Below are 24,225 nucleotides of genomic sequence, written 5' to 3'. Positions count from 1 at the left end.
TAAGATATATCTCAACCTTCCAAACATCCGCAGTATGAAAATTACGACAAACCCTCTTGTCCCGGCATGCTATTCCAGCATCATAGAATCCGATCTCTTATTTTGCATTATACAAAGTTAATTCTATAAGGCCTAAGTCATTTTGGCAACTATTTTGACAACGATTTTATGATAAATCGCTATACCGGACTATTGCCCAAGGTACACCTCTGGACAGACCTTATGATGTTCAATGTATCCTTTGCAGTCGCTTATTACATCCGATTTCAGATGCAGGTGCCCGACCATTTGTATATCAATTTACTGTTGATAGGGAATTTGTTATGGATCCTTACCACTTATGTTTTCCGAACATACGAATTCAGTCGGATATCGTATATACCATACCGTCAGGCAATAATTCTTGCTAAGGCGTGTGTGATCCATGTCTCCTTCATTCTCGGCCTTCTCTATTTTAGTCAGAACAGCGGGGCTGTTTCCAGGACGCAGTTTTTATTGACCTACGCCTTATTTGTTTCCAGCGCGATAGTTGCCCGTGCACTTATCTGGACATTTATCCTTTTTTGTCGCCAGGCGGGATACAACCTGAGAACCTACGCCGTGATCGGCAAAGGAGAGGTTGCCGGTTTGATCGACGGATTTTACAATGACAGAAAGGAGCTCGGTTACAAGAAATGCGGCAGTTATGAGGTCGGGGAAAGTAAAGACGAAGTGGCTGTTTTAGAGCATTTTCTTCAAAAAACACAGCCTGATTACATCTATTGCTGCCTCTCGGATATGAATGAAATGCTCGTGAAAGGGGTTATCCGCTTTGCGCAGCATCAAAAGGCACAAGTGCGCCTGGTGCCAGATTTCGGCGGGTTCATCAACAACCTGGCCACCATCGAATATCACGATCAATACCCTGTTATCCAGCTCAATACAAAGCCCTTTTCGGGTATTCAGGATGAAACGATCAAGCGGGCATTCGATCTGATATTTTCCGTTGTCGTCATGCTGTTCGGAGCGCCGCTATTCCTGCTGCTGATGGGCCTGGTTGCCCTCTCCTCGCCCGGGCCCGTTTTCTTTCTACAGGAACGTTCGGGACGCTGGGGGAAGATTTTCAAGGTCATCAAGTTCCGGACTATGTACCAGGATGCCGATAAATTTGGCCTGAAACATTCCCAGGGCGATTGCGACCCGCGCATTACCCCGCTCGGCAGATTACTGAGGCGGAGCCGGCTCGACGAGCTGCCCCAGTTCCTCAATGTATTCAAAGGCGATATGTCCATTGTTGGGCCCAGGCCGCTTTTCAGGTACGATGTGGACATGCTTATGCAGGAGGTGCCGCAGGAATTTATGACGTTACTGACCATAAAGCCCGGCATTACTTCTATTGGACAGATCAAGGTGGGATATGCATCTAATATCGATGAAAATGTCCAAAGGCTCCGCTACGATCTGAACTATCTGACCAAATACAGCATGGTTACCGATGTCAGCCTGATAGTCCAAACGATTCGGGTGATGGTAATGGGACGCGGCAGATAGCAGCCAGAATTTTAAACATTTCAACTATTTAATCAGAAATAATGATCAAAAAACCGTTTACCCTGATGGTATGTATACTGGTGCTGACGCTGGTAATGTACAGATGTAAGAACAAGGATGCCGAACCGCTCACGCCGGATCAGGGACTTGTGGACGAGCTCAGCAAAATTGACGTCGCGCCGGTAAAGCTGACGGAATCCGCACCGGTCGTTTCCACAGAAGGTGCTATTAACCTATCGCCAGCCGTGACAACGTTGGGGACGGAGATTGCCACAATGGGCACGGCAGGTGCTGAGCCAGCGAATGTGAAGGCCTCCGCTTCCAGGTTCTCCACATTTTTCACTAAAACGGAAATAGCTGCACTGGCAGGAATGAAGCCTGCGGTTATTGATGCCGCTGCTGCAACCGGAAAGCTGCCCGCAGACCTTGCAGCCATACTTGCGCGCGCCAGCGCGAGTTCCGAAATGTCCATTTACTTCCCAAAAGTGACATTACCGACGGTGGAGGGAAAAGAGATCAAAGGCCTGCGGACCGGCGCTGTTAGCGGAGGTTCGGCTTCCAGATTTGAAGGCACACTCGCTGATGACGCCTGCCTGCTCATTGCGGAAACGGAATTCGAAAAATCAAAAACCAAGCTCGACGCTTCCCGCCTGAAATTACTTGCGTCCGCCAAAGAAAAGTACGACAGCGAAGTAAAACTGATCGCAGACGCGCAGGCGGCTTGCACAGCTGGCGAACCGGCAAAATATGCAGCCATTATCAAAACAGCCGAGACGCTTGCAGACCAGTTGAATGCTGCACTGGACGCCAATAAGGATTTGCTGGGTGATGATTATCTGCCATTGAAAGGCATTGTTTCGTTACAGCTTATCGCTTACCTCACCTCTCTGAATGATCTTGCCAAGGCAGGCCTGGCGGCGTGTGTAGCAAAAGGCACCGCAGGTTCCACAGGTGCCTCAAACGCCCACGATGCAAATAAAGTTTTAATTGAAAATGCTTATGCCACCGCATTGGAGGCAGCAGAAAAATCAAAAGCAAAACTCATCGAAAGCTGTCATAATCAGGGTGGAGGAAATTAAAAAAAATCGTTTCGGTTTATTGATCAGGGTTGGTATTCTATCAACCCTGATTCTCGTTTGCTGCGGCAAAATTATGGCCCAATCAAACATTTCGGGCAAGCCGGGACTTATTTATATCCCCACAGCCCGCTACGTTCCCGACGGTAATATGGAGATCGGGCTGCACTTTTTCCCCAGCAATTACGGCTTTAATTCAGACAACCAAAATCCGGGCAGGGTGTTATCCATGAACCTCACCGTGCTGCCCCGGTTTGATATCAATATCAATGTTTTACAGCTCTTTTCAACCGCATCCAATCCAGTGAAACTCGGACTCGGTGACCGGCAGCTTGACTTTCGTTATTTATTATTGAAAGAATCCAAAACCCGGCCTTCCCTGGCTTTTATCACCTCCACGCCTACCAGTATCAGCCCTACCCTTCTCACCCATGCATTGGTTGCGACCAAGCATTTCAATGTGGCTAAACAATGGGATGCGGAGGTTTCGGCGGGCTACGGAAGTCCTTACCACGTTTACAGAAAGGGAAGCACGCTCGATAATTACGGTCTTTTTGCCAACATGGCCTTCGAAAAAAAGGAAGCCTACGCCTATCACAAGCGATATCTGGAAGGGCCGTTCGGAGGCTTGTCGCTGACTTACAGATCGAAAATCGGGCTGATGCTTGAATATGATTCGCAGCATATTAATGCCGGGATTTATGTTAAAGCTCTTAAAAATTGGGTGATCCAGGCCGCAGTGCTCAATGGTGACCAGATCACTTTTGGCAGTGCGTATAATTTTTCTCTTTTGAAACAGTCGAGGCGCATGCTGTCCCTGGGAAAATACCAGGCCAAACCCGAAATGCCGGCTAGGGCCGATGCAGACATTATTAACCCCGGCTACCGCAAGTTGAGGGGAAATTTTGAAAATGTTACATGGGACAGCGCAGGGATCATTTCATATGAACAAAGATTAAACCGAAACCCTTTTCCCGCACTATATCAGTTAAAGCAACTTTTTGCTGATTCGGTAAACATGGATTTTGTACCCCTATTCCAGGGCATACCTATTGCGAAATACAGACTAAAAGAAAAGCTGGAAGTGGGCGAGATGAGCGATGCATTCAGACAAAGACAAAAACTTCGCGGCAAGTTTCCTTTTCACAGGAACGGTTACAGCCTGGATTTCTGGATCCAGCCTTATTTCAATGCCATTTTCGGAAATTTTGATAAACCCGTGCAGAGTAACACAAGCATTGCGGTCCAGAGTCAGATTTTCCTGCTGCCAGGCATGTCGCTCGACTTTGGCATTCTCTTTCCCATCGTTAATGATTTGGATAACAGACCTAAAAAGATTCGCCCGGCTCCTGTTTTCTTAAACCAGTTTTATTCCAGAGACCATAACCACATCAGCGCATCCGCTGGCTTTTTCCAGAATGATCAATATGGGATCAACATTCAATATCGCCGCGCCAATTTGCAACGGCCATGGTCATTTGGCGTGGAAGCCGGTGTGACGGGGGATTATTATTACCCAAACAAGGGCGTATATTATGGAAACATGAACAATTTGCTCGTGATCCTGGATGCAGCTTACCTGCTGTCCAATCCCGACATTACATTCAAAGTATCGGGTGGCCGTTACCTGGCTGGCGACACGGGCGTCCGGCTGGATATGCTCCGGCAGTTCTCCAACATTGAGATCGGTTTTTATGCGATGACCACCAGCAATGGATCCACCATCGGCTTCAATTTCACTATCCCCCTATTCTCCGGAAAACTGCTAAATAGTAAACACGTAAGACTGAGGACGGCGACCGAATTTCCCTGGGAGTATAATTACACCAGAGGTTACCATATCGGAGAACGCTACCGGACCGGCTATCAACTGGATCAGAAGCTGAGGCAATATCACAGTCAGTATCTAAACAGGCAGTATGGTTTGAAGTAAAGCGACCCGTACGAAGTGATAATAGCCTATTTCGACCCTATGCCCCGGCATAGCCAATTACGACAACACGAAAAATTTGGATGGTTGCTCAGGCTGGATAATATTCCGATAAATTATTACTTTCATGGGAAATTGTAACCAACCTCTTACATGTTGAAACTTTACGCATTGTTAAGCTTAATTATTTTATTATCCTTCTCAAACGTTTCTGCCCAATCCCCCAATATCCTCATTAATAACGACAACTTTTCATGGTCGGGTTGCCTGGGCAGCACTTATCGGTTGCCGATAATAACTACCGGCACTTTTGGCGCCGGAAATAAATTTTCTGTTCAGGTTCGCAAATCTTCTGCTCCGGCAGTAGTCAAAGAAATTGCAGCGGTGCTGAATGATGGCTTTTTGGAATTTGTGTTTTCGGATTCACTGCTTTTCGCAAATACTGATTTACAACTGAAAGCTGTATCCTCAGCTCCCAAAGTGGAAAGCGCGTGGTCCAACAGGCTTGCCATTAATAGTAAAGGCACCATTACATTAAACAACGCGACCATTTCCGACACATTGAATAAGTTTGACCAGGTCAACATCAAATTTACCGGCTACGGTGCTGGTCAGATTAATGTAACGCTGGATGATAGCAGCCACTTTTCCATTTATCCGAATGGGCTAAACTTTGTATCAGAACAACCGCTTCGAGTTTCGAAAACTGAGCCTTACAAAATTGCGCATGCTGAAAACGTGTGCGGTGCCATGAGGGTAAGTGGAAGTTATCTGGCAAAGATCAACAGCACTTCGGTCAGGACGATTTCCTTTGCACCGCAATCGGTCTGTGAAAATGGGGAAGTGAATGTTACGATTTCAACTTCGGGAACTTCCCTAACCGCTCAGACAAAATATAAGCTACGATTTACGGAGGCTATTTTCAACGAAAAACCCAAATTAGCAGAAGTCGCAGCGACGCTCAGCAATAATGTACTTACCGCGAAAGTTCCGGCCCAATTCCGAGTTGAAACTTTGAATGAAGTTTACATTCAGGTTGTTACCGACAATCCGGCCACTGTAAGCTCGCGTACGAGTGAAAGGTTATTCATTTGGGCATCACCCTCGGCTTATTTCAATACGCAAAGCAGCACTATTAATTTTGGAGAACCGGTGCAGCTGGATGTTCGGGTAAAAGGTATACCTCCATTTACGGCTGAACTAACCAATGGTGCCACGGTGAGCTCACCCAATTCCTCGCTTCAATTCTATTCGCTTCCGCTCAAAGACGAATCTTACACATTGAAATCAATGTCATCGGGCTGCGGGAAAACAGAAATAAAGGACATTCAGACCGTCGAGATTAAGGTCCGGCCCGGCATCCGGATCGATGAAGATAAGACACCTCAAATCTTATGCGCTGGCGCGAAAGGCAAGATCAAGTTTTCATCGAAAGCATCGCTGACCGAGGCGACGCGATTTTCCATCAGAATGACGAATGGTGTAACGGGCGAGACGTCGATCCTGCCTGCGTCGCGATCAGGTGATTTTCTGGAAGTGACGCTGCCGCAAAACGCGCAGGGATACAGAAGTTATACTTACCAGATTATTACTACTAATCCGGCTATGGAGTCTCAGCAATCGCATTTTATCACCGGCCAGACAATTCCTGATGCACAGTTTTCGGGATATAATTTTAAATACAATTATGACATTCCTTCCGACGCAAAACTGAGTTATATTCTCACTGGCGGCGCTCCTTATTCGGTGGAATATGCGGATGGTTCGGTTGCGACATATCCCAATGACGGCGACATTATAACGAAGGAAATGTTTTTGAAAGAGACTACTGATTTTAAAATCAAGTCGATAAGCAATACTTGTTTCAAAAATGAGAATGTGAGATCGGCCCGTTTGACAGTTACGCCTTCACAAAATCCCGGCATTTACCTCGAACCTGTGAAAAGGGCGATTTGCAATAATGATAGTCTAGAAATTGTTTTTGGAACCGTAGGCACATTCAATTCGGGCAATAAGTTTACGATTCAGGGACACATTAATTACTCTGAACTTCAAAACATCATTACCGTAGACCATGCTGGAAAATTTAAAATAAAAATGACTACGCAATCCTTTTATGAAGCGAATGCAGGCATACGGATCGCTTCAACAAACCCTGTACTATTTACAGAAATACGTCCATTCAGCGTTCAGGAGAAGCCTACAAATTTTTCTGTTTACCCGCCGTCCAAACCGGAAGACCCATATAGGATCCTGGAAACGGACATTCAGCGTAGTTTGACTTTGACGTCGACTTCTCCATCTATTTCCAAAATTGTTTACACTGAAAATGGGGTAGAAAAAACTTTTAACAACCTTGATCCAACTCCTACTGCAGTATACATGCCTATTTCGCCAAAATCGGGCGAGCTTACGACTTATGAAATCAAATCAGCAACTAATGTATGCGGAACCGCGGATGTAAATTTAAAAACCTACGTTGCCAAAATGCCTTACCGGATATCCATTTCGATATTTAACAGCATGCTGAAATTCTGTGCAGGCACGCCGATTCAAATGCCTTTTGGCATCCTGGAAGGTACCGCTTCCGATGCCACATTTTCACTACAAATGGGTAGTGAAGGTTCTTCGGACTATCAAACATTGGTCAGTGGTGTGAAAGACCGGATTTTGAAAGGCGTTATCCCGGCAGCAACGCCGGCAGGGCCTTATTACGTCAGAATTGTTTCTTCGGATGGAAGTATTTCCGATTTGCTGCACATCACTATTACAACACCACCTACTGCGACCTTGCGGGCACAAGACCAAAGCGGGCCTATACTGGTCAATGCGGGCGAACCGGTGCGCCTGGAACTGATCCTGACCGGCACTTCGCCATGGGAAACTACTTGGACCGATGGCAGATTCAACCTTTTTTCGTCAGATAATCTGCAAATAGTGGATGTGCGCCCAAGCAGAAAGCAGGAGTTCGCAATCAGCTCAGTAAGTAATGAATGCGGATATGGTACTACATCGGGCGCCGTGGCTGTTTCGGTGAAGCCAAAACTTATCGTGTCTTCCTCATCGAGCAGTGTATGCGAAGGGACTAAGTTTAAGGTAAATTACGAACTGCTGGGCGAAGTGGACATGGCTGACGACTACATTCGTTTTCTGCTTGTTAACCAAAGTACCGGAGCCATACAGACGCTGGATTCTGCAAAAACTGTTTCAGGAACCATTAACCTACAAATACCAAAAGTGCTGCCAGGAAGCTTTTATGAGCTGCGTGTTACCGCCAGGAAGTATTCTCTTTTCGAACCGGTACCTGTGTACGTGGCCATTCTTGCAGATCTTACGATAAAAGGAAGCACAACGATTAATAGCGGGGAAAGCGCACAGCTGGCACTGAAATCCAACAGGCAAAATTTTGAAAGCGTCCAATATGTGCTGTCAGATGGCACGACCGGTAATGCAGCGGGAGCGCTTGGGGCGGTTTCTTACGTGCGGGTTTCTCCAAAGCAAACCTCCACATATACGCTTACATCTGTGACAAATGCCTGTGGAGCCGGCCAGGTGAGGGGATCGGCTGTCGTGGAAGTGAACCCAACCGCGGCCAGGACGGTGAGCGTGACGAAATGGTCATCCCTAACCAGTGCCGGATTTTGTACCGACGATACGATCAGCGTTGAATATAAAACGACCGGAACATTTTCAGCCGACAACAAAATGACAGTCCAGATTTCGGATACAACAGGACGCAACTGGCGGAACATTGTGACCACGGGAGCGGGAAATCCTTTGAAAGCCACACTTCCTTTGGACTTGTTTCCAGACAAACAATACAGCTTACGAATTGTAGCGTCGGACGGCGGCACGGCCAGCGGCGCCTACGAATATCCACTTACGGCGGGCAAAAAGGCGAGAGCGAAATTCGCCTCGGAGTCCGTTATTTATGACGGCAAGGCCAATCCGCGTGTGAAGGTTTTGCTGGAAGGCGGTGCGCCGTGGACTTATCATTATGGAACTTCTGTTCAGGACCTGTATCGTCGGACATCCAACCCTGTCGATGAGATTGAGCTATATAATGCCTCGGCAAATCAATTTTACATGTTGTTTCAAGTTTACAACAGTTGCGGTACGGGTATTATTGATAATCCGGCAACTGTCAGGATTGAAGTAATCACAGCCACAGAACCCAGAGCGAACTACCTAAAAGTCACCGTTTCACCGAATCCAACACAGGATTTCCTTCAACTTGCATTTGAGTCGGGTGAAGAAAAGCGAATCCAGTTAATCGATCTGAATGGCCGTATACTTCGCACTTTCTCCACAAAGCAATTGACTGAAACTATGGACATTCAAATGCTTTCTGTCGGGATCTATATTTTAAACATTGATTCAAAAGGTAAAAAAAGCACATTCAAGGTCGTGAAAAGATGAAGTTAGTTGGCGCAAAACCTACACCGTTAATGGCAGATAAACCGTCCTACCTGGATTTCAATAGTCAAGCTTACGAGTGGAAGCCTGACATCGATTATAAAAAACAGCCGGAACTTTATCGGGTCGGAAAAGGTGAGCAGGGTGTATTGATTTGTGAACCTTACAAATCCGAAATAGGAAAACATTGGCGATTCAAAACAAAAGCCATTGCCGAAGAAAGCAGCAACAAAATTTATGAACTGTTTTTGGCTTATCTGGAACTAGACGACTTTGTAGGAGCAGATATGGCTCGTAAATATTTACAAATGGGGTTTACGAGGGCGCGGCGTTACGCCAATTATAAAGGAGGAAAGAAATACGATAAAGACAACGATTATGCGCTGCTCGAAAAAGGCACCGGGCAACAAGAGAAAGCGGAGGCTGCTGCGATATTTTATTCCAAATGGAAGCAGGCAGAAAGCAATGAACAGTATACGCAATTGAAAAAAGAATGGAAAAGCAAACTGGGCTGATCCAAAATTTGACTATTGCATCATTGCCGAGAGATTATTTCAGATCAAACGAATTAAAAGCTTTGGTTTCACGCTAAACGAAACGGCAGACTTTTTAACGAAGATCGAAAATAAGCAGGCTTCCTGCGGTAATGTTTCGGCGAAGATTTCTGAAAAAGTAAGTTTGATCGATCAAAAAATCATGCAGCTCATCGAACTCAGGGCTCTGATGCAGTCAGGCGTACAAAATTGCCTGACCTGCTGCACGCCGGAAGACGACCGTGAAAATTGCCCCATGCTTAGTAACTATCTATCTTTGTTACCACTTATAACCTACCCATCAGTTTTAATCTTTATGAAAATCAGATTTACCATCCTTCTTTCCTTCATCACATCAGTTTGTCTCGCTCAACTAGACACTATTTACCTCGCTAATGAGAAGCTAGCGGTTGAAATCAAAGAAGTCGGTGTCGACGCGGTAAAGTTCACCTACCCAAAAGAAGATATTGCTAACAGCATCTTTAAGAACTCGATCCAAAAGATTGTGTTCAAATCAGGAAGGGTTCAAGTCTTTTCCGAAACCACCAATTTCAAAAAAGTCAATAGTATTAAAGATTGGGAATTGGTGTCCATATCCCAAGTAGAAGGTGAAGTTAAAGGTTTGTATAAACTTGGTGATGTTAGCGCTAAGGCACAGGGCGGCACTACAATGACTGGGATGGAACGCATAAAAGACCGGGCCTTCAAGAAACTAAAAATTCAAGCCGCTATGATGGGTGCGAACATCGTATATATGACGCAGCTAAATTCGGCAGGTGCCCAACATGGGTATTGGGTAAGTAAAGCGGCGGAAACCAGCCTTTCAGGCGTAGCTTATTCAAATATTTTGCCAGAAAAGTCCGGATTCGATAAACTCATTTCTGGAAAGAAGAAATTTGAAGGCCGAGAAAAAATCACACTTTACAGCAATGCAAAAGACGCTTCTGAAATTTCATTCAAAGGAAATTTTGAGCTGAGTGACGTCGCTGTGGATGGAAAACTGTTCTATGTTATTGGCAAACTAAACAAAGGCAAAGAGATACGATATCGTGTTACCAGGTATGATAATGACTCTTTCACGATTGTATACGAAGACAAGAATACATTGTACAACTACATATTGGCTGCCAACTGAGGATTTAAAAGGAAAGGCAACCGCTTAGAGCCGATTGCCTTTCCATAAAAGTTAAGCTTTCATCTTTCCAACATCCTGGAAGAAAGATACCAGCTCTTTGAAAGAAACAAACCTGTTGTGACCCCGTGGATCATAACCGGCTTCCTGGCTGAAAAAGGTGAAGCCTGTATACATATCCCAAAGGTCTTCGATCCAAGTCTCGGCGTCACTTTGGCTAAGAAGATCTTTAACTTTCCGGCCGTAGGCGCAATAGAGACGGTCGGCCGACACCGAGTCTTCGGAATCAATGTCTGAGTGTGGACTATGCGTCAGCAGTTGTGTGTCCATTTTGTTAATGTTAAAAGTGTGGTAAAAATCTTGCATTTACGTTCTTTGCAAAACACTCAATCTTGCGGACAGTACGCAACACCATCGCCGCGGTAACATACATTTCAATGCATGTAAGATATCCGAGCAGTTCCCGGGAGATTTATATAAATTGCTTTTTTTAACCAAACACCCTTTCCACATGGCACATACTACCTCCAATCCGAAGATTCACGAAGGCCGTAACTTAAAGAGATTCAGAGAGATGATGTCGGTAAAACAGGACGCGCTGGCGTTTGAGCTTGGCGAAGACTGGAACCAGCAAAAAATCTCACTCCTCGAACAAAAAGAAAAGATCGATTCTGACATTTTGGAGCAAGTCGCGGCGATTCTTAAAATTCCGGCTGAGGCGATTCGGAATTTTGATGAACAACAGGCTATCAACATTATATCAAATAACACTTTCGATAATTGTGTTCAACCAGCCTCGGTTTTTAATAACTCTACAATTCACCCAATCGACAAAATGATTCAGCTTCACGAGGAGAAGATTGCTTTGTATGAGCGGATGTTGAAGGAGAAGGATGAGATGATGGAGCGGTTGGAGCGGTTGATTGGTGGAAAATGACTTCCATTTAAACGTTGAAAATTTGTGAGCCAAGCTTTCCTAAAAACAGGCCTATTTATGTTTTTTAAATGGTTAGATCTCATCAGCTTTGCTGAATAAGGCATAATTGAAATAGTATCTATTTTTATGATTTCTAACCAAATTTTAAAAAGACCTTTTAAGGGCCTGCCAAATGTAATGTGAAGTGTTGTTTACCGGAACTAAAGGCCCGATGGATCGAAAAACTGAACCCCATCTATGAAAGATTCTTCTTTCTCAAATTTGCAGACAATGCCTACGCTAATACGAGCTCTTGTAATAGCAACATAGAAATTTGATATCTCAAAGGCGGGTTTCTCCACACCACTGACAATCTTAGTTAATTTACCATCTCGTAAGTATTTTGTCATTGGCTGCGTCGGATAAATCAGTACTCTATCAAAAGATAAACCTTTAGATTTTCCAAAATTCCAGTCAGGATGGATCGAACTGTTGTCTCTAAGCAATACTGGTGAGTATTGCTGCACATAGGTTTTGACATCCTCAGGCTTTACTAAGAAAATGCCAGTATGTTGATAAGTTGTTCCTCTACATTCGGTACAGTCACATGGTATGCTCGCCTTGAACTCAGGATACAGTTTTGAAGAGAAGTCGCAAATGGGCTTATTATTTCGATGGGAAGCAATCAATGTAGTCTCATCAATTATGTATCTGACTTTTTTAATCTCTTTTAAAAGAAACTGCTTTATAAGCCCACCTTTGTAACCGGAATGCTTCCGCTCATGATGAGTAAGATAGGTCACTTGTCTGGGATCTCCTACCAGCAATATGTTTGACGTATTCTTAAACAACAGCTTAATAAACTCCAGATCATAACCGGCCAAATCCTGAACTTCGTCAATAAAAATATGAGTATAGATTCGACAAATTCGACTAACCACTTCGCCCCCGACAACGCCATCTGCCTGGCAAACAAACTTTGATAGTTTATCAGAGTAGATTTTATAATCTTGGGTAAAATAGTACCTCTTGAATTGTTGTTCTCCAACATACCTTACTTCACCATTCAAATTTTTGTACTGACCGGATGCTTGCTGACAAAATATCATGCCTTTGATACGTATATTAAGCAATTCATGATTGAAGCTACCTTGAAATGGTTTAACACCATGCTTTAATAGAAAGGTAAACCAAGTCATAATAGTTACGTGTCCTGGAACACCTCCATTTAACTGCACAAACTTTTGCTTTATCTCATTCTTATTTGCTTCTGTAAAGGTTGTTATGATTATACTGCCGCTACTTTCTTCAAGAGCTCTTCTTACCAGAAATGTAGTCTTTCCGGATCCGGCGCAAGCCAAGACTAATCTATTCTCCTTTTGCATGTGTTATCGCATTGTTAATATATTCCGGAATTTTAAGAGCCTTACTAGTATCAAAGAATAGAAGTGCGCAATCAGTTTTGTTAGAAAGCATATACTCTAATAATTCCGTTTCATTGCCAAACCTATAATCGCCTAATTCTTGATCTTTGGTTGCCTTTTTCCGCAGATCTAGTATTTGATTAACTCTTTGCCAACCATTCGCTTTGATTAATTGAGGTTCTAACGTCCGACAATCATCATCTATGTCAAAAAAAGCCTGAACAGTTTTCCCAGTAAAATAGTAATCTTTGAACTTTTTTATTAGAAAATTCGATTTCCCATCGTTATCAGTAACAACGGCGACTCTTTTCGACAATCTTTCAGCGATCTCTATGTACCGATCAAACGACAAACCCACGGCCATTACTTCTACCCCATCTTCAATGGGTAACTTTCCGTATTTAATTCTGTATGCTTTTTGAATAATTAATTCATCGGAATCTCCTTCACAAAGGATGGCAGATCTACAAAGAATTAATCTTAAAGTATCATAGCCTGATATTTTTCGAAAAAAACTAATAGTATCTGGCGTTAACTCTTCAAGTCGAGTCTGTTTGCAGGAATTAAGCAGAATCAGCTTATCCAACCCAAGCTTATTAGCAACAAAACTACTATGAGTTGAAATTAGGATTTGTTTACCTCCCTCGCTTAGACTGTCATTGATATCTGTGACCAGCTCATTCAATCTCGTGTGAGAAAGGTGATTTTCAGGCTCCTCAAGCAAGATAAAATTTGCTTTTTGGGCCTTTTTTCGCGCGAGAGATAATTTGGTCTTGATAATTGCTTGGTGTCCTTTACCAATGTGGTGGAATGGGACGCCTTGAACATAACTAGTCATTCCATTTTCCCAAACATTTTTCGTAGATAAGTCAACGGATAATGACAACTCTCGATCTTTGACAGCCTTGTTGGACATATTTTTAATTATTTCATTCACAGTTTGCACCGACTTTTCATTCAGAAAGCTGTGCTGAAGTCGTCTATGCGCCTGTGCTAGCATATTCTTATGCCTGTCCTCCAAGTGATTTTTGATAATATGGGCAATATAGAGATCGGATCCATTGGGGTTTCTAGCACTGCTTGAATCTATAAGCACAGACTTGACAGGTATATGTTTTGGTGTAATCGAATCTCGCGAAAAAGAAGACCATGTTACTTCGTAGTATTCGATTGGCAGAGCAGAGACGACATCACTTTTGATATAATCAAGGTATATACCTCGCTCCCTTTCGTCCAAGGCGATTTTAAGGTACAACCCTGTATTCCCCTTATGTTCAGTATTATCATCGCCCTCATAAACAGACGCGGAACTGCCCGCGAAGTATACTTCGATCAGAATCTCGGGCGGTTCTACATTTCTCCTTTGCGACAGGTTCGCTAAATATTCGTTAACTACATCTTTATTAAAGAGGTATTCAGAGAGCTCGTTCCACAAATACTTTCCATTCAATATACCAGTCAATGCCAAGTGTATCGCTTCTAAAATGGTAGACTTTCCCTCCTCATTTTCCCCCACAAGAATATTGACTCCTTGATTTAAAATCAATGTAAAGGGATCTTTAAATTTCTTGAAGTTTTTAATTTTGACCTTACTTAAATAAATGTCGCTCATAAATTCTCTGGTGATTATTTCAACCCCAATCTACCAAAATTTATTAATTTCATTGGTGCAAGCGTTTAGCCTAATATTGACGTCAGTTCAAGTGAGTTAGTCTCAGGAAACTTAACCAAAAACGTTCATGACCTCGCTGGGCTCGGAAACACTATCTTTTGGGCATATCAGAATTAGACTCAGAATTCTGGTCAATTGTCTCCTGTTTAGCCCAGGCGATTCTTTCATGCAGGAAAGTACCATACGAACAGAAAAGAAACCCGATAGGATAGCGCTTTTGAAAATTAACATATCATTCTTTATTGGTTCGTTACAGTATGCACTCACCCGAAAACGAACAAAAACCCTTCCTCAGTCACGATCAAATGATCCAGAACTCGGATATTCAGTAACTCCCCAGCCTTTCTCATATTCTCAGTAATATACTTATCGGCATCACTCGGCACGAGCTGGCCGGAAGGGTAATTGTGTGCCAGGATAATCCCTGTTGCATTGGCTTTCAAAGCAGCTGCAAAATCGATCCTTACATCAGCACTTGCTCCTGAAATCCCGCCTTTGGATACTTCAAAAATACCTAGCACGCTGGCATTGTTCAATATCAGTTTCTTAAACTCTTCAATAAATTCAAGTACGACGGAGCTTCCGCTGTCCGGGATTCCATGTTTGCATCAGCACATTGAAAGCATCTCTGGACAACACTATTTTAGCACGCTGGCTGCTTGTACATTGGTTTTGTAGATCAGCTCAATTTCTGCTACCTGATACAAGTTTGAGACGTTTGCGAAGCTTTCCATAATTACCTTGATTGGGATCGTATTGAATGAATTAAGGCGCATTATTCTGGCACCAGGTAAGCAAGTAATGAAGCAACGGAATAAATAGCTGAAATCTTAGATATGAATTCCCGGCAGTTATTCTGAAATTGACGGGATCATGGAATATCTTGTTCTAACCATACGACAGGTAAGGAAAATTATCTTAGAAGCAGCCGGACTGGCCCTCAAAGCGCAATTCGGGACCGGAATCGAAGCTGTTTACCGGATCATTGACCATTTGGGTTTTGTCCAACTGGATACTAATTTCGTGGTTGAGCGGGCGCATCATCATGTGATGGCTGCCCGTATCCCCGATTATCAAACAGAATGGCTGGCCGAACTCTGCGAAGATGGAAGCATTTTTGAATATTTCACGTCAGCCTCTGGTTTTCTTCCCATGCATGATTTCCGCTTTACGCTGCCGATTAAAAAGGCATTCAAAGCGCAGCGTAAACCACTTACACAGGCAGAGACAAACCTGATGAAACAGATTCTGGACCGGGCTGAACGCGAGGAGTCGCTCACGGTAGGTGATTTTGAAAATGATCGCGTAGAAGCGAGCTCCGGCTGGTGGGACTGGCGCTTGCGGGCGAGTTGAAAACAATTACCGTCGAAGGCTAAAAAGGTCCTCTTTATATGTTGCCCGATCAAAACGTCGATATTGATTTATCAGACGAGGTTTTGATCCTTTCCCCATTTGATATTCTGAATGTATTTCGTCACCGGTTGAAAGATTTTTTTGATTTCGATTACCAGATCGAATACTTTGTGCCGGCAGCCAAACGTCAGTATGGCTACTTTTCTTTACCAATTCTCTGCGGCGATCAGCGAGCAAGCAATTAGTGGAATAAAAAATGCCGCTCCGGAGATCCGAAACGGCATTTTGTGGAGATGCGGGGAGTCGAACCCTAACAGTAACCGATTTATTTTCAAATACTTATAATCCCACGAAATGCGGCAGTCCCGAATTTGCCTCTCAATTTGAAAGTTACATTTAGAACATCTTTTCTCTTGTTCAAAGATACAATCTTCAAGCGTTCCCAGCAAATGTCAGTACAGTTACGTTCCAAATATTACCTCAGTCAAAATACAGGTATCTACGTGAGATATAATGTTGCATTGGAGATTAGGAAACAATTCATAACATCCATGAATTCGTTCTCGCTGGCTAATCGTTACAAAGAACCGTAAAGATGAGTTTGAAAATGCCTGTTAGAATAATGTATCAGACCCGCGCTAGTAAGTTCATCAGTCCAAATCTTTGGTATCTTAATTTTAATCCGGGGCGTGCATCCAAGATCTTCCCATGTAATTCAGTTTCAAAACTCAGTTTTCTCCAAGCATTAAAATTACAAGTTTGTCTGCTATTCTCTCGTAATTGCCATACCTACAAATCACTGATAGTACAGTTTAAGGTCTATTCGTCTAGTATACCGTAATTAGATTTCATGAACTACTAAGCTGTACCAATTGTCTGGTGTTTTTGGTCAACTTGTAACGGCATGGCAGTCGAATGCCGGAGTACGGAAAAACCACCGATTAATTTGGCCACCTCGAGCGGTTACATATAGAGTCTGTGAATCACGTTGTCAAGAGCGTATAGTCGATAGAGATAGGCGTTCTATAAAAAATCTTATATTTGCATATGAGGAGAAGTACAACTTTCTTTTTAGCAGATGACGACGCCGATGATCGCCTATTAATGATAGAGGCGATCAAAGCCATAGATCCAAACATAGCAATTGTTGAATCAGAGAATGGGCAGGAACTTCTGACGGTTCTAGAGTCGCAAACAGCATTTGATAGATGTCTTATCATTCTGGATATGAACATGCCGAAAATGAATGGCTTGGAAACTCTATCGAATCTGCGAATCATTCCTCGCTTAGCTTCCTTGCCTACAGTTATGCTTTCAACATCTGGAAATCCAAATATGATTGACTTTGCTAAAAAATTAGGTGCGCTCGACTATTATATAAAGCCATCTACCATGGATGGCCTAGTAAACCTGTGTCGTCAATTGGTTTTTGGAAAAGCTGGGCAACCTGATGTCGGGCCCGGTATGCTTTAACCACCGTTTCCGCGTACGCTTATAAAGGACAAATGGGAGAAAGAACCACGAACCTTAGCTTACCGCCGGCCAAGCAAAATCTGAAGGCGCCTGTACTTCTAAGAGCCGAAAGATTTTCTGTTTTGTATGACCTGCCATAGCTAAGTGCTGCCTTAGTGCACCGGCCTTACATGTAGTATTCCCGACTACCCAAGCACATCCGCCGTGCTGACGGCATTGTCGAAAGGTTATGTGGTTGCTTCGGCTAGAGCGCGTGGGCGCTCCCAAAGCCCCGGCCGCTACAGGGAAGCAGGTTGTGGAAGCCTAAAAACGGCTGGATGAAAAACTTCTCGAAGTTGTCAGAGTAGAAAATGAGCTTTTTTCGGTGATGCCCATTTGAGCCTTTTTTATTCTAAAATGTTGCAGCATCAATCACATATCTGAAACGGGCTTCTTTGTTGATCACCTTCATCCATGCATCATTGATTTGCTGGGCTTTGATGATTTGTATTTGCGGAAAAACCTTGTTGTCTGCACAATAGTCAATTACCTCTTGTGTTTGTGGCATACCTCCTATAAGTGAAGCATTGAAATTGACATGTGTATTTGCAAACGCAATAGTATTTAGCGTAAGATTAAAACCAGCAGGCATACCCACCTGTGTAAAAAATCCGCCCCGTTTCAGCACCGAAGCATAGGCAGCTACATCAAACTGCGCAGGAATGGTTGAAATCATATAGTTCAGCTTTTTTCTATAAGGCTTCAACTTCGCTACATCATCAACCAGAATTGCTTCTTTCACTCCAAAACTGAGTATATCTTTTACTTTATCAGGCGATGTCGTAAATGCATACACATCCGCACCTTTCGCCACGGCCAATTTTACAGCTAAATGTCCAAGACCACCTATACCAGCCACGCCGATCTTGTCTCCACGCTTGAAACCTGCATTTATTAATGGAGAATAAGTAGTAATTCCAGCACACAGTAAGGGTGCTGCTTGCTCGAGGGAAATGTGGTCAGGAATATGAACAGCAAAATGGTCCCGCACAACAATGTTATTCGAATAGCCACCTTGTGAAATACCGGAAGGTGATATTCTATCAGGAAAGCCATAGGTGAAGACCGTAGCGCCATTGTCACAAAACTGCTCCTCACCATGCTGGCAACTTTCGCATTTCATGCAGCTGTCTACCATACAGCCAACACCCGCCCTATCACCTACTTTAAACTTGGTCACCTTCTTACCAACTGCTGTAACGATCCCAGCAATTTCGTGACCCGGAACCTGCGGGTAAGGCTGTGCCCCCCAATCGCCCTTCATCGTATGGATATCCGAATGGCAGATACTGGTAAACTTGATCTCGATAAGAATGTCGCTATCGCCCACAGCCCTACGTTCAAATTCCCAGGGCACTAGTTTTCCTGAAGCATCTTTGGCTGCGTACCCTTTAGTTTTAATGTTCTTTACCCCAGTTGTTTGAGTAAACATTGGTAAGGGTCTTGCCAACAGTAATCCCGCACCTGCCAGGGACGCTTGTTGAATAAATTTTTTTCTTGATAATTGATTTTCGTCGTTCATGACAACCTCTTTTTATTATTTACCAATGTTGTATTTTCTATTCGTTGGTGTCTATGGCAAGCTGCCAGGTGTCTATCAATATTCTACCCGCGCCTGCTGTAGTGCATCATAGCGATCGCCAACAACACCGATTTTTTCTATTTTACTTTCGATTTCAGTAATTTCTTCTTTGGTCAATGTGAAGTCGGCAGACCGAAAATCTTCTTCTAAATGAGATAGTTTGGTAGTTCCGGGTAAGGCAACTATAAAAGGGTATTTTGCAAGCATCCATGCCAGGCATATTTGCGATGAGCTCATGCCTCTTGTTTTGCCAAACTCATTTAGCGCCTCGACAATTCGTATATTAGATTTAATCGCCTGGGGCTGAAAACGTGGCCATGCGCCGCGAATATCATTCGTGTTTAAATCAGAGTATTCGGTTAAGTTCCCGCCCAATAAACCACGGCAAAGCGGACTGTAGGCCACAAAACCTATCTCCAATTCCTGCAAAGTGGAAAAGATGAATTCTTCGGGAAGCCTGGTCATCAGAGAGTACTCACTTTGCACCGCTGTAACAGGGCAGACAGCGTGTGCCTTTCTGATGGTTTCTGCCTTGGCTTCACTAAGCCCAAAGTGCAGCACCTTTCCAGTCTTAATAAGATCTTTTACCGTGCCCGCAACATCCTCAATTGGCACGTTAGGATCAACCCGGTGCTGAATGAAAAGATCAATGCGGTCGGTCCTCAGGCGTTTGAGAGATTGCTCAACGACCTTACGAATGTGCTCTGGTCTACTGTCTAAGACATTTTTGCCACCAATGTCAAACCCAAACTTGGTGGAGATGGCAACTTTGTTTCGGATGGGTGCAAGGGCTTCTCCGACCAATTCTTCGTTAATGAACGGCCCATACACTTCGGCGGTATCAAAAAAATCGCAGCCACGTTCCGCAGCATCCCGGATAAGTTTGACCATGCTCTTATGATCAGGATGGACACCTCGGCCCGTGTGCATTCCCATGCACCCCAACTGAATGGCCGAAACCACAAGCGGGTTCTTCTTTGAGCCCAATGACCTCTTCTGGGTGAGTATGGCACCAATATCTTTTTTCTTTTCCGGGTCCTGAGCAGCACTTGCATAACTTTTACCGGTTCCGGCAGCAACTGTTCCCAAGCCCAACAAAGTGGCCGCTTTTAAAAAGCCTCTTCGCATCTTAGGATCTATGTTTTTATTCTCCGTCTGATTTTTCATTTTCATTATTGATTTCTTAAAACAAGTTTGTTTGAATATGAACCCGGCTACCTGCACAAACTCAAACTGCTCTTAAAAGTTTGTCGAGCGTAACAGGATAATCCCGCACCCTGATCCCGGTCGCATTATAGACCGCATTGGCCACAGCTGCTGCCACACCAACGATGCCCAGCTCGCCGATTCCTTTTGCTTTCATGGGCGACATCGTTGGGTCAATATCTTCCAGTAAAATCACTTCCTGATACGGGATGTCTGCATGAACAGGGACTTCGTAACCTGCCAGGTCATGATTTACAAAGAAGCCGACCCGCTTGTCAACCACCATTTCCTCCATCAGGGCCGCTCCAACGCCCATCGTCATTGCGCCAATGACCTGGCTGCGCGCGGCTTTCGGATTCAATATCCTTCCCGCATGGCATACTGCTACCATTCGCCTTACACGGATCTCATACGTAAATGCATTTACCGCGACCTCCACAAAATGCGCTCCGAATGTATCCTGCGCGTATTCTTTTGAAAGCTCTCCGTATGTCATCTCATCTACAACCACCAGATCCTCAGTTTTAGCTGCATCACCTAATGCAGCACTTTTGTCGCCAAGAATGATGCGGCCGTCCGAAAACTGGGCTTTCTCTGCATCGAAACCAAGCTTAGCTGCTACTGCTTCTCGCAGTTTCATGCAGGCAGCGTATACGCCGGAAGTTGAAGAAGCCGCACCCCACTGCCCGCCGGACCCCGATGATTCAGGGAAGGATGAATCCCCAAGCTTCACCTTAACCTGATCGATGCCGACGCCCATCATTTCTGCTGCGGTTTGCGCGATAATGGTATAGCTTCCGGTACCGATGTCGGTCATGTCTGTTTCCACCGTGATCCTGCCGCTGCTGTCAAGCCGTACCCGTGCAGCTGACTTGGTAACAGGCGCACCCCGCATTGCTGATGCAACCCCCATCCCAATGAGCCAGTCCCCTTCCTTAATGGCCCCTGGTTTGACATTCCGGCGCTCCCAACCAAATTTGTCGGCTCCCTCGCGCAGGCATTCCACTAATTTGCGCGTGGAGAACTTGCGTCCCGGTTTCTCGGGATCTTCCTGTGTGTCATTTTTGATCCGGAAGTCGACCGGGTCCATGTTGAGCTTTTCAGCCATTTCATCCATCGCTATTTCAAGAGCCATCATACCCGAGGCCTCTCCCGGAGCGCGCATGGCACTACCCTCAGCCAGGTGCAAAGTAGCCACCCGGAGCCTGGTGAGCCTGTTGGCACCGGCATATAATACCCTCGTTGATGCGGTAGCAGCTTCGGTCATGCCGCCTGGCAGATTCCCTGACCAGCTTTCATGGCCTATCGCCGTAATTTTGCCATCTCGATCAGCGCCTATCCGAATGCGTTGAATGGTTTTAGGACGGTGGATGGTGTTGTTAAACATTAAAGGACGTTGTAATGCCAGTTTCACCGGCCGGCCAGAGGCACGGGCCGCCAGACTTGCCGCTACCAGATCCGAAAGGACCGTACCCTTTCCCCCAAAGCCACCGCCGATGTAAGCTGAGATAAGCCGCACATTTTCTTTGGGTATACCCAGAATAAAAGCAAGGTCGCGGACGCCCCAGTTAAGCTGCTGTATCGTGCACCAGCAGGTCAGCTTATCCCCATCCCATTTGGCAATGGTGGCATGGGGCTCCATCATTGCGTGCGCTTGGTCGGGTGTAGAGTAAGATTGATCTAATTGTACCTGGGCCGTTTTGAATGCTCCTTCAAAATCGCCTGTCAGCGATTCGCCCGGAGGCGTGTAGGGACCTGGCCAGGGGGCCTGAGCGCCAGCTCTTGAAGTTTCCAGGTCATAATTGCCTTTCGTTTTTTTATATTCAACTTTCAAAAGTGCGGCTGCTGACCTTGCCTGTTCGAAAGTTTCCGCTACAACAATGGCAACGGCCTGGTGGTAATGATCTACCTGCGGCCCGGCCAGAAAACGGCTGACATAAAACTTGCCAGTCTCCAGGCGCCCGGCATTAGCAGCGGTTACAATCGCCAACACGCCAGGCGCTGCTTTGGCCGCAGCCTGATCGATGCGTGTGATGGTTCCTCGCGCAATGGCTGCACCCAATATATAGCCGTAGGCGGGATTGGTAACCTCTTCATTATATTCATAGGCATACTTGGCCGTGCCCGTTGTTTTCAAAGGGCCTTCCACGCGGTCTGTTGGCTTGCCAACGACCTTTAACTGATCAATGGGGTTTTGCCCTGCTGGTTTGTCGAATTTCATATCAGCTTTTCCCTTCTTTTAAGACTAGTTCAATCGTGCGTTCTATCAGACCGAGTTTAAACTCATTGTCTTTGGTGGGCCTGGCGCCCTCCATCAGTTTTGCAGTAAATGCCTTTGAGCCCGATGGCAACAGACTTTCTGCGCCCGGAACGCGCCATGGCTTTGGAGCAATGCCGCCAACGGCGATCCTGCCGCTTCCGTCTTTAAATAAAATGGCAGCAACCGACACCAGGGCAAATGCGTAAGAAGCCCGGTCACGGACTTTATGATAAATGTGCGTGCCTCCGGCCGGGGCAGGTAGCACCACGGAAGTGATCAGCTCATTCTTTTCCAGCGTATTCTCCAGATGTGGGGTTTTCCCCGGCAAACGGTAAAGTTTGGAAATAGGAATCTGCCGGGTCGTGCCAGCGGGATTGATGGTTTCCACCACTGCGTCAAGGGCCGTCATGGCTACGGCCATATCGCCCGGATAAGTCGCAATGCAGGCATCACTGCTGCCGATGACAGCTAGTTGTTTGCTAAACCCAGCGATGGCGGCGCACCCGCTGCCAGGCACCCGCTTGTTGCATTGCTGATTGGTATCATAAAAATAGGGGCACCGCGTGCGCTGCAAAAGGTTACCCGCCGTTGTTGCCTTATTGCGCAGCTGCCCGGAAGCGCCCGCAACCAGCGCCCTGGATAAAATGCCATAATCTTTACGGATATGCGGGTCTGCCGCAAGGTCCGTGTTACTGACCAGTGCGCCTATCCTTACCCCGCCATTGGCTGTTGTTTCAATTTTATCCAGTCCAATCCGGCCAATATCGATCAGGTGGGTAGGCGTCTCGATCTGTAATTTCATCAGATCAAGCAGATTTGTGCCGCCTGCCAGGAATTTAGCTCCCGGCTTTGTGGCGACAGCCGCTGCGGCCTGGGCAGGCGTGGTAACGCGTTCGTATGTGAATGATTTCATCGGGTTAGATCTCGTTTGTGAAAATGATGCAGCAAGCTTTTATCGGACTCACGCCCCTGCAACCTCCGCTGCTGCTTCGGCGATGTTGGAATAAGCGCCGCAACGGCAGATATTCCCGCTCATTCTTTCCCTGAATTCCGCATTGGTAAATCCCACCTTCGCATTCAGATCGGCACTCGCGTGGCTGGGTATGCCTGCCTTTATCTCTTCAAGCACAGCAACGGCTGAGCAGATCTGACCAGGTGTACAGTATCCGCATTGGTATCCGTCGTGTTTGATAAATGCGGACTGCATCGGATGCAGCTTCTCGGGTGTTCCCAACCCCTCAATTGTGGTGATGGAATCGGATTCGTGTTGCAATGCCAGCGAAAGACATGAATTGATTCGCTTTCCATTGACAAGCACCGTGCAGGCACCGCACTGTCCATGATCACAACCTTTTTTGGTGCCTGTCAGGTGCAGATGTTCCCGGAGCAAGTCCAGCAATGTTGTCCTGGTATCAATTTCCAGTTTCTGGACTTTTCCATTCACCGTAAACGATACCTCAGCGGAAACAACAGGTGTCACGACCTGTGGCGCAGGCCCCGCCTCTAATCCGGTTACCTTGGTAATAGCCAGCGTGGTGACTGCAATCGCAGTCCCGGCCAGCATTTCGCGCCGGCTGATGTGGCCTGCTGAATCTTCATTTTTCATATTTTCGCCGTTTACCTAAAACTCGTTGACTTACATTAGCTATACCTTATATAAGCTAGTTAGATCATTAAAATAAT

The 24,225-nt window shown here is 45.3% G+C and carries 19 protein-coding genes; 10 read left to right on the top strand and 9 right to left on the bottom strand.

The genetic code is table 11. From position 1 onward, the window contains the following. Positions 1–168 precede the first annotated feature (168 nt). The 6 genes from L0660_RS15860 to L0660_RS15835 all read left to right on the top strand — a co-directional run bounded on the left by L0660_RS15860 (position 169) and on the right by L0660_RS15835 (position 10,620). A complete protein-coding gene (locus L0660_RS15860) occupies positions 169–1,530 on the top strand; it encodes an exopolysaccharide biosynthesis polyprenyl glycosylphosphotransferase (RefSeq protein ID WP_235160294.1) in 1,362 nt (453 codons plus the stop codon). A gap of 65 nt (positions 1,531–1,595) precedes the next feature. Then, positions 1,596–2,609, top strand: a complete 1,014-nt coding sequence (locus L0660_RS15855) for a hypothetical protein (protein WP_235160293.1) — start codon at positions 1,596–1,598, stop codon at positions 2,607–2,609. Between the two features lie 73 nt (positions 2,610–2,682). Further along, the gene (locus tag L0660_RS15850) at positions 2,683–4,539 is read left to right on the top strand and encodes a YjbH domain-containing protein (RefSeq protein WP_235160292.1); all 1,857 of its coding nucleotides are present in this window, start codon (positions 2,683–2,685) and stop codon (positions 4,537–4,539) included. Between the two features lie 150 nt (positions 4,540–4,689). Next, positions 4,690–8,955, top strand: a complete 4,266-nt coding sequence (locus tag L0660_RS15845; protein WP_235160291.1) for a T9SS type A sorting domain-containing protein — start codon at positions 4,690–4,692, stop codon at positions 8,953–8,955. Positions 8,956–8,984: 29 nt separating this feature from the next. Further along, positions 8,985–9,467 (top strand): DUF4385 domain-containing protein, encoded by a 483-nt coding sequence (locus L0660_RS15840; protein ID WP_235160290.1) that lies wholly within the window; start codon positions 8,985–8,987, stop codon positions 9,465–9,467. A gap of 19 nt (positions 9,468–9,486) precedes the next feature. Beyond that, a complete protein-coding gene (locus L0660_RS15835; RefSeq protein ID WP_310589637.1) occupies positions 9,487–10,620 on the top strand; it encodes a MerR family DNA-binding protein in 1,134 nt (377 codons plus the stop codon). 51 nt (positions 10,621–10,671) lie between these two features. Here the strand turns inward: L0660_RS15835 and L0660_RS15830 are convergent, their stop codons facing one another. Next, positions 10,672–10,947, bottom strand: a complete 276-nt coding sequence (locus L0660_RS15830; protein WP_235160288.1) for a hypothetical protein — start codon at positions 10,945–10,947, stop codon at positions 10,672–10,674. Between the two features lie 181 nt (positions 10,948–11,128). Between L0660_RS15830 and L0660_RS15825 the strand changes: the two genes are divergently transcribed. Next, positions 11,129–11,554: a helix-turn-helix transcriptional regulator gene (locus L0660_RS15825; RefSeq protein WP_235160287.1), complete on the top strand. Its 426-nt coding sequence runs from the start codon at positions 11,129–11,131 to the stop codon at positions 11,552–11,554. A gap of 200 nt (positions 11,555–11,754) precedes the next feature. On the opposite strand, the gene L0660_RS15820 is transcribed toward L0660_RS15825, so the two are convergent. From L0660_RS15820 to L0660_RS15810, 3 genes are all read right to left on the bottom strand, one after another. After that, complete coding sequence (locus L0660_RS15820; protein ID WP_235160286.1) at positions 11,755–12,918, bottom strand: UvrD-helicase domain-containing protein; 1,164 nt, start codon at positions 12,916–12,918, stop codon at positions 11,755–11,757. Beyond that, positions 12,902–14,569 (bottom strand): ATP-dependent endonuclease, encoded by a 1,668-nt coding sequence (locus tag L0660_RS15815; RefSeq protein ID WP_235160285.1) that lies wholly within the window; start codon positions 14,567–14,569, stop codon positions 12,902–12,904. Before L0660_RS15815 ends, L0660_RS15820 begins: the two co-directional genes overlap by 17 nt. Before the next feature lie 323 nt (positions 14,570–14,892). Next, positions 14,893–15,189, bottom strand: coding sequence for a JAB domain-containing protein (locus L0660_RS15810; RefSeq protein ID WP_310589636.1), 297 nt, complete (start codon positions 15,187–15,189; stop codon positions 14,893–14,895). A gap of 313 nt (positions 15,190–15,502) precedes the next feature. Here L0660_RS15810 and L0660_RS15805 point away from each other — a divergent pair, with 313 nt between their 5' ends. The 3 genes from L0660_RS15805 (at position 15,503) to L0660_RS15795 (ending at position 17,455) form a co-directional block, all read left to right on the top strand. Continuing rightward, positions 15,503–15,982 carry a DNA glycosylase AlkZ-like family protein gene (locus tag L0660_RS15805; protein ID WP_235160283.1) on the top strand — a complete coding sequence of 160 codons (480 nt, stop codon included), beginning with the start codon at positions 15,503–15,505 and terminating at the stop codon, positions 15,980–15,982. A gap of 38 nt (positions 15,983–16,020) precedes the next feature. After that, positions 16,021–16,227 (top strand): DNA glycosylase AlkZ-like family protein, encoded by a 207-nt coding sequence (locus L0660_RS15800; RefSeq protein ID WP_235160282.1) that lies wholly within the window; start codon positions 16,021–16,023, stop codon positions 16,225–16,227. A gap of 802 nt (positions 16,228–17,029) precedes the next feature. Continuing rightward, the gene (locus L0660_RS15795; RefSeq protein ID WP_235160281.1) at positions 17,030–17,455 is read left to right on the top strand and encodes a response regulator; all 426 of its coding nucleotides are present in this window, start codon (positions 17,030–17,032) and stop codon (positions 17,453–17,455) included. A 391-nt stretch (positions 17,456–17,846) separates the two neighbouring features. Here the strand turns inward: L0660_RS15795 and L0660_RS15790 are convergent, their stop codons facing one another. The 5 genes from L0660_RS15790 to paoA all read right to left on the bottom strand — a co-directional run bounded on the left by L0660_RS15790 (position 17,847) and on the right by paoA (position 24,148). Then, positions 17,847–19,016 carry an NAD(P)-dependent alcohol dehydrogenase gene (locus tag L0660_RS15790; RefSeq protein WP_235160280.1) on the bottom strand — a complete coding sequence of 390 codons (1,170 nt, stop codon included), beginning with the start codon at positions 19,014–19,016 and terminating at the stop codon, positions 17,847–17,849. A gap of 75 nt (positions 19,017–19,091) precedes the next feature. Further along, positions 19,092–20,243: an aldo/keto reductase gene (locus L0660_RS15785; RefSeq protein ID WP_235160279.1), complete on the bottom strand. Its 1,152-nt coding sequence runs from the start codon at positions 20,241–20,243 to the stop codon at positions 19,092–19,094. A 61-nt stretch (positions 20,244–20,304) separates the two neighbouring features. Continuing rightward, entirely contained in the window at positions 20,305–22,503 is a 2,199-nt protein-coding gene (gene paoC, locus L0660_RS15780) for an aldehyde oxidoreductase molybdenum-binding subunit PaoC (RefSeq protein WP_235160278.1), read from the bottom strand. A 1-nt stretch (position 22,504) separates the two neighbouring features. Beyond that, on the bottom strand, positions 22,505–23,455 hold the full coding sequence (locus L0660_RS15775) for a xanthine dehydrogenase family protein subunit M (protein ID WP_235160277.1): 951 nt from the start codon (positions 23,453–23,455) through the stop codon (positions 22,505–22,507). Between the two features lie 48 nt (positions 23,456–23,503). Continuing rightward, positions 23,504–24,148 carry an aldehyde dehydrogenase iron-sulfur subunit PaoA gene (gene paoA, locus L0660_RS15770; RefSeq protein WP_235160276.1) on the bottom strand — a complete coding sequence of 215 codons (645 nt, stop codon included), beginning with the start codon at positions 24,146–24,148 and terminating at the stop codon, positions 23,504–23,506. Between the last annotated feature and the right edge of the window lie 77 nt (positions 24,149–24,225).

It is taken from the genome of Dyadobacter sp. CY351, assembly GCF_021502625.1.
Lineage (GTDB): Bacteria > Bacteroidota > Bacteroidia > Cytophagales > Spirosomataceae > Dyadobacter > Dyadobacter chenhuakuii.
The sequence above is the reverse complement of the archived record's forward strand: the minus strand, read 5'-3'. Positions and strand labels throughout refer to the sequence as shown.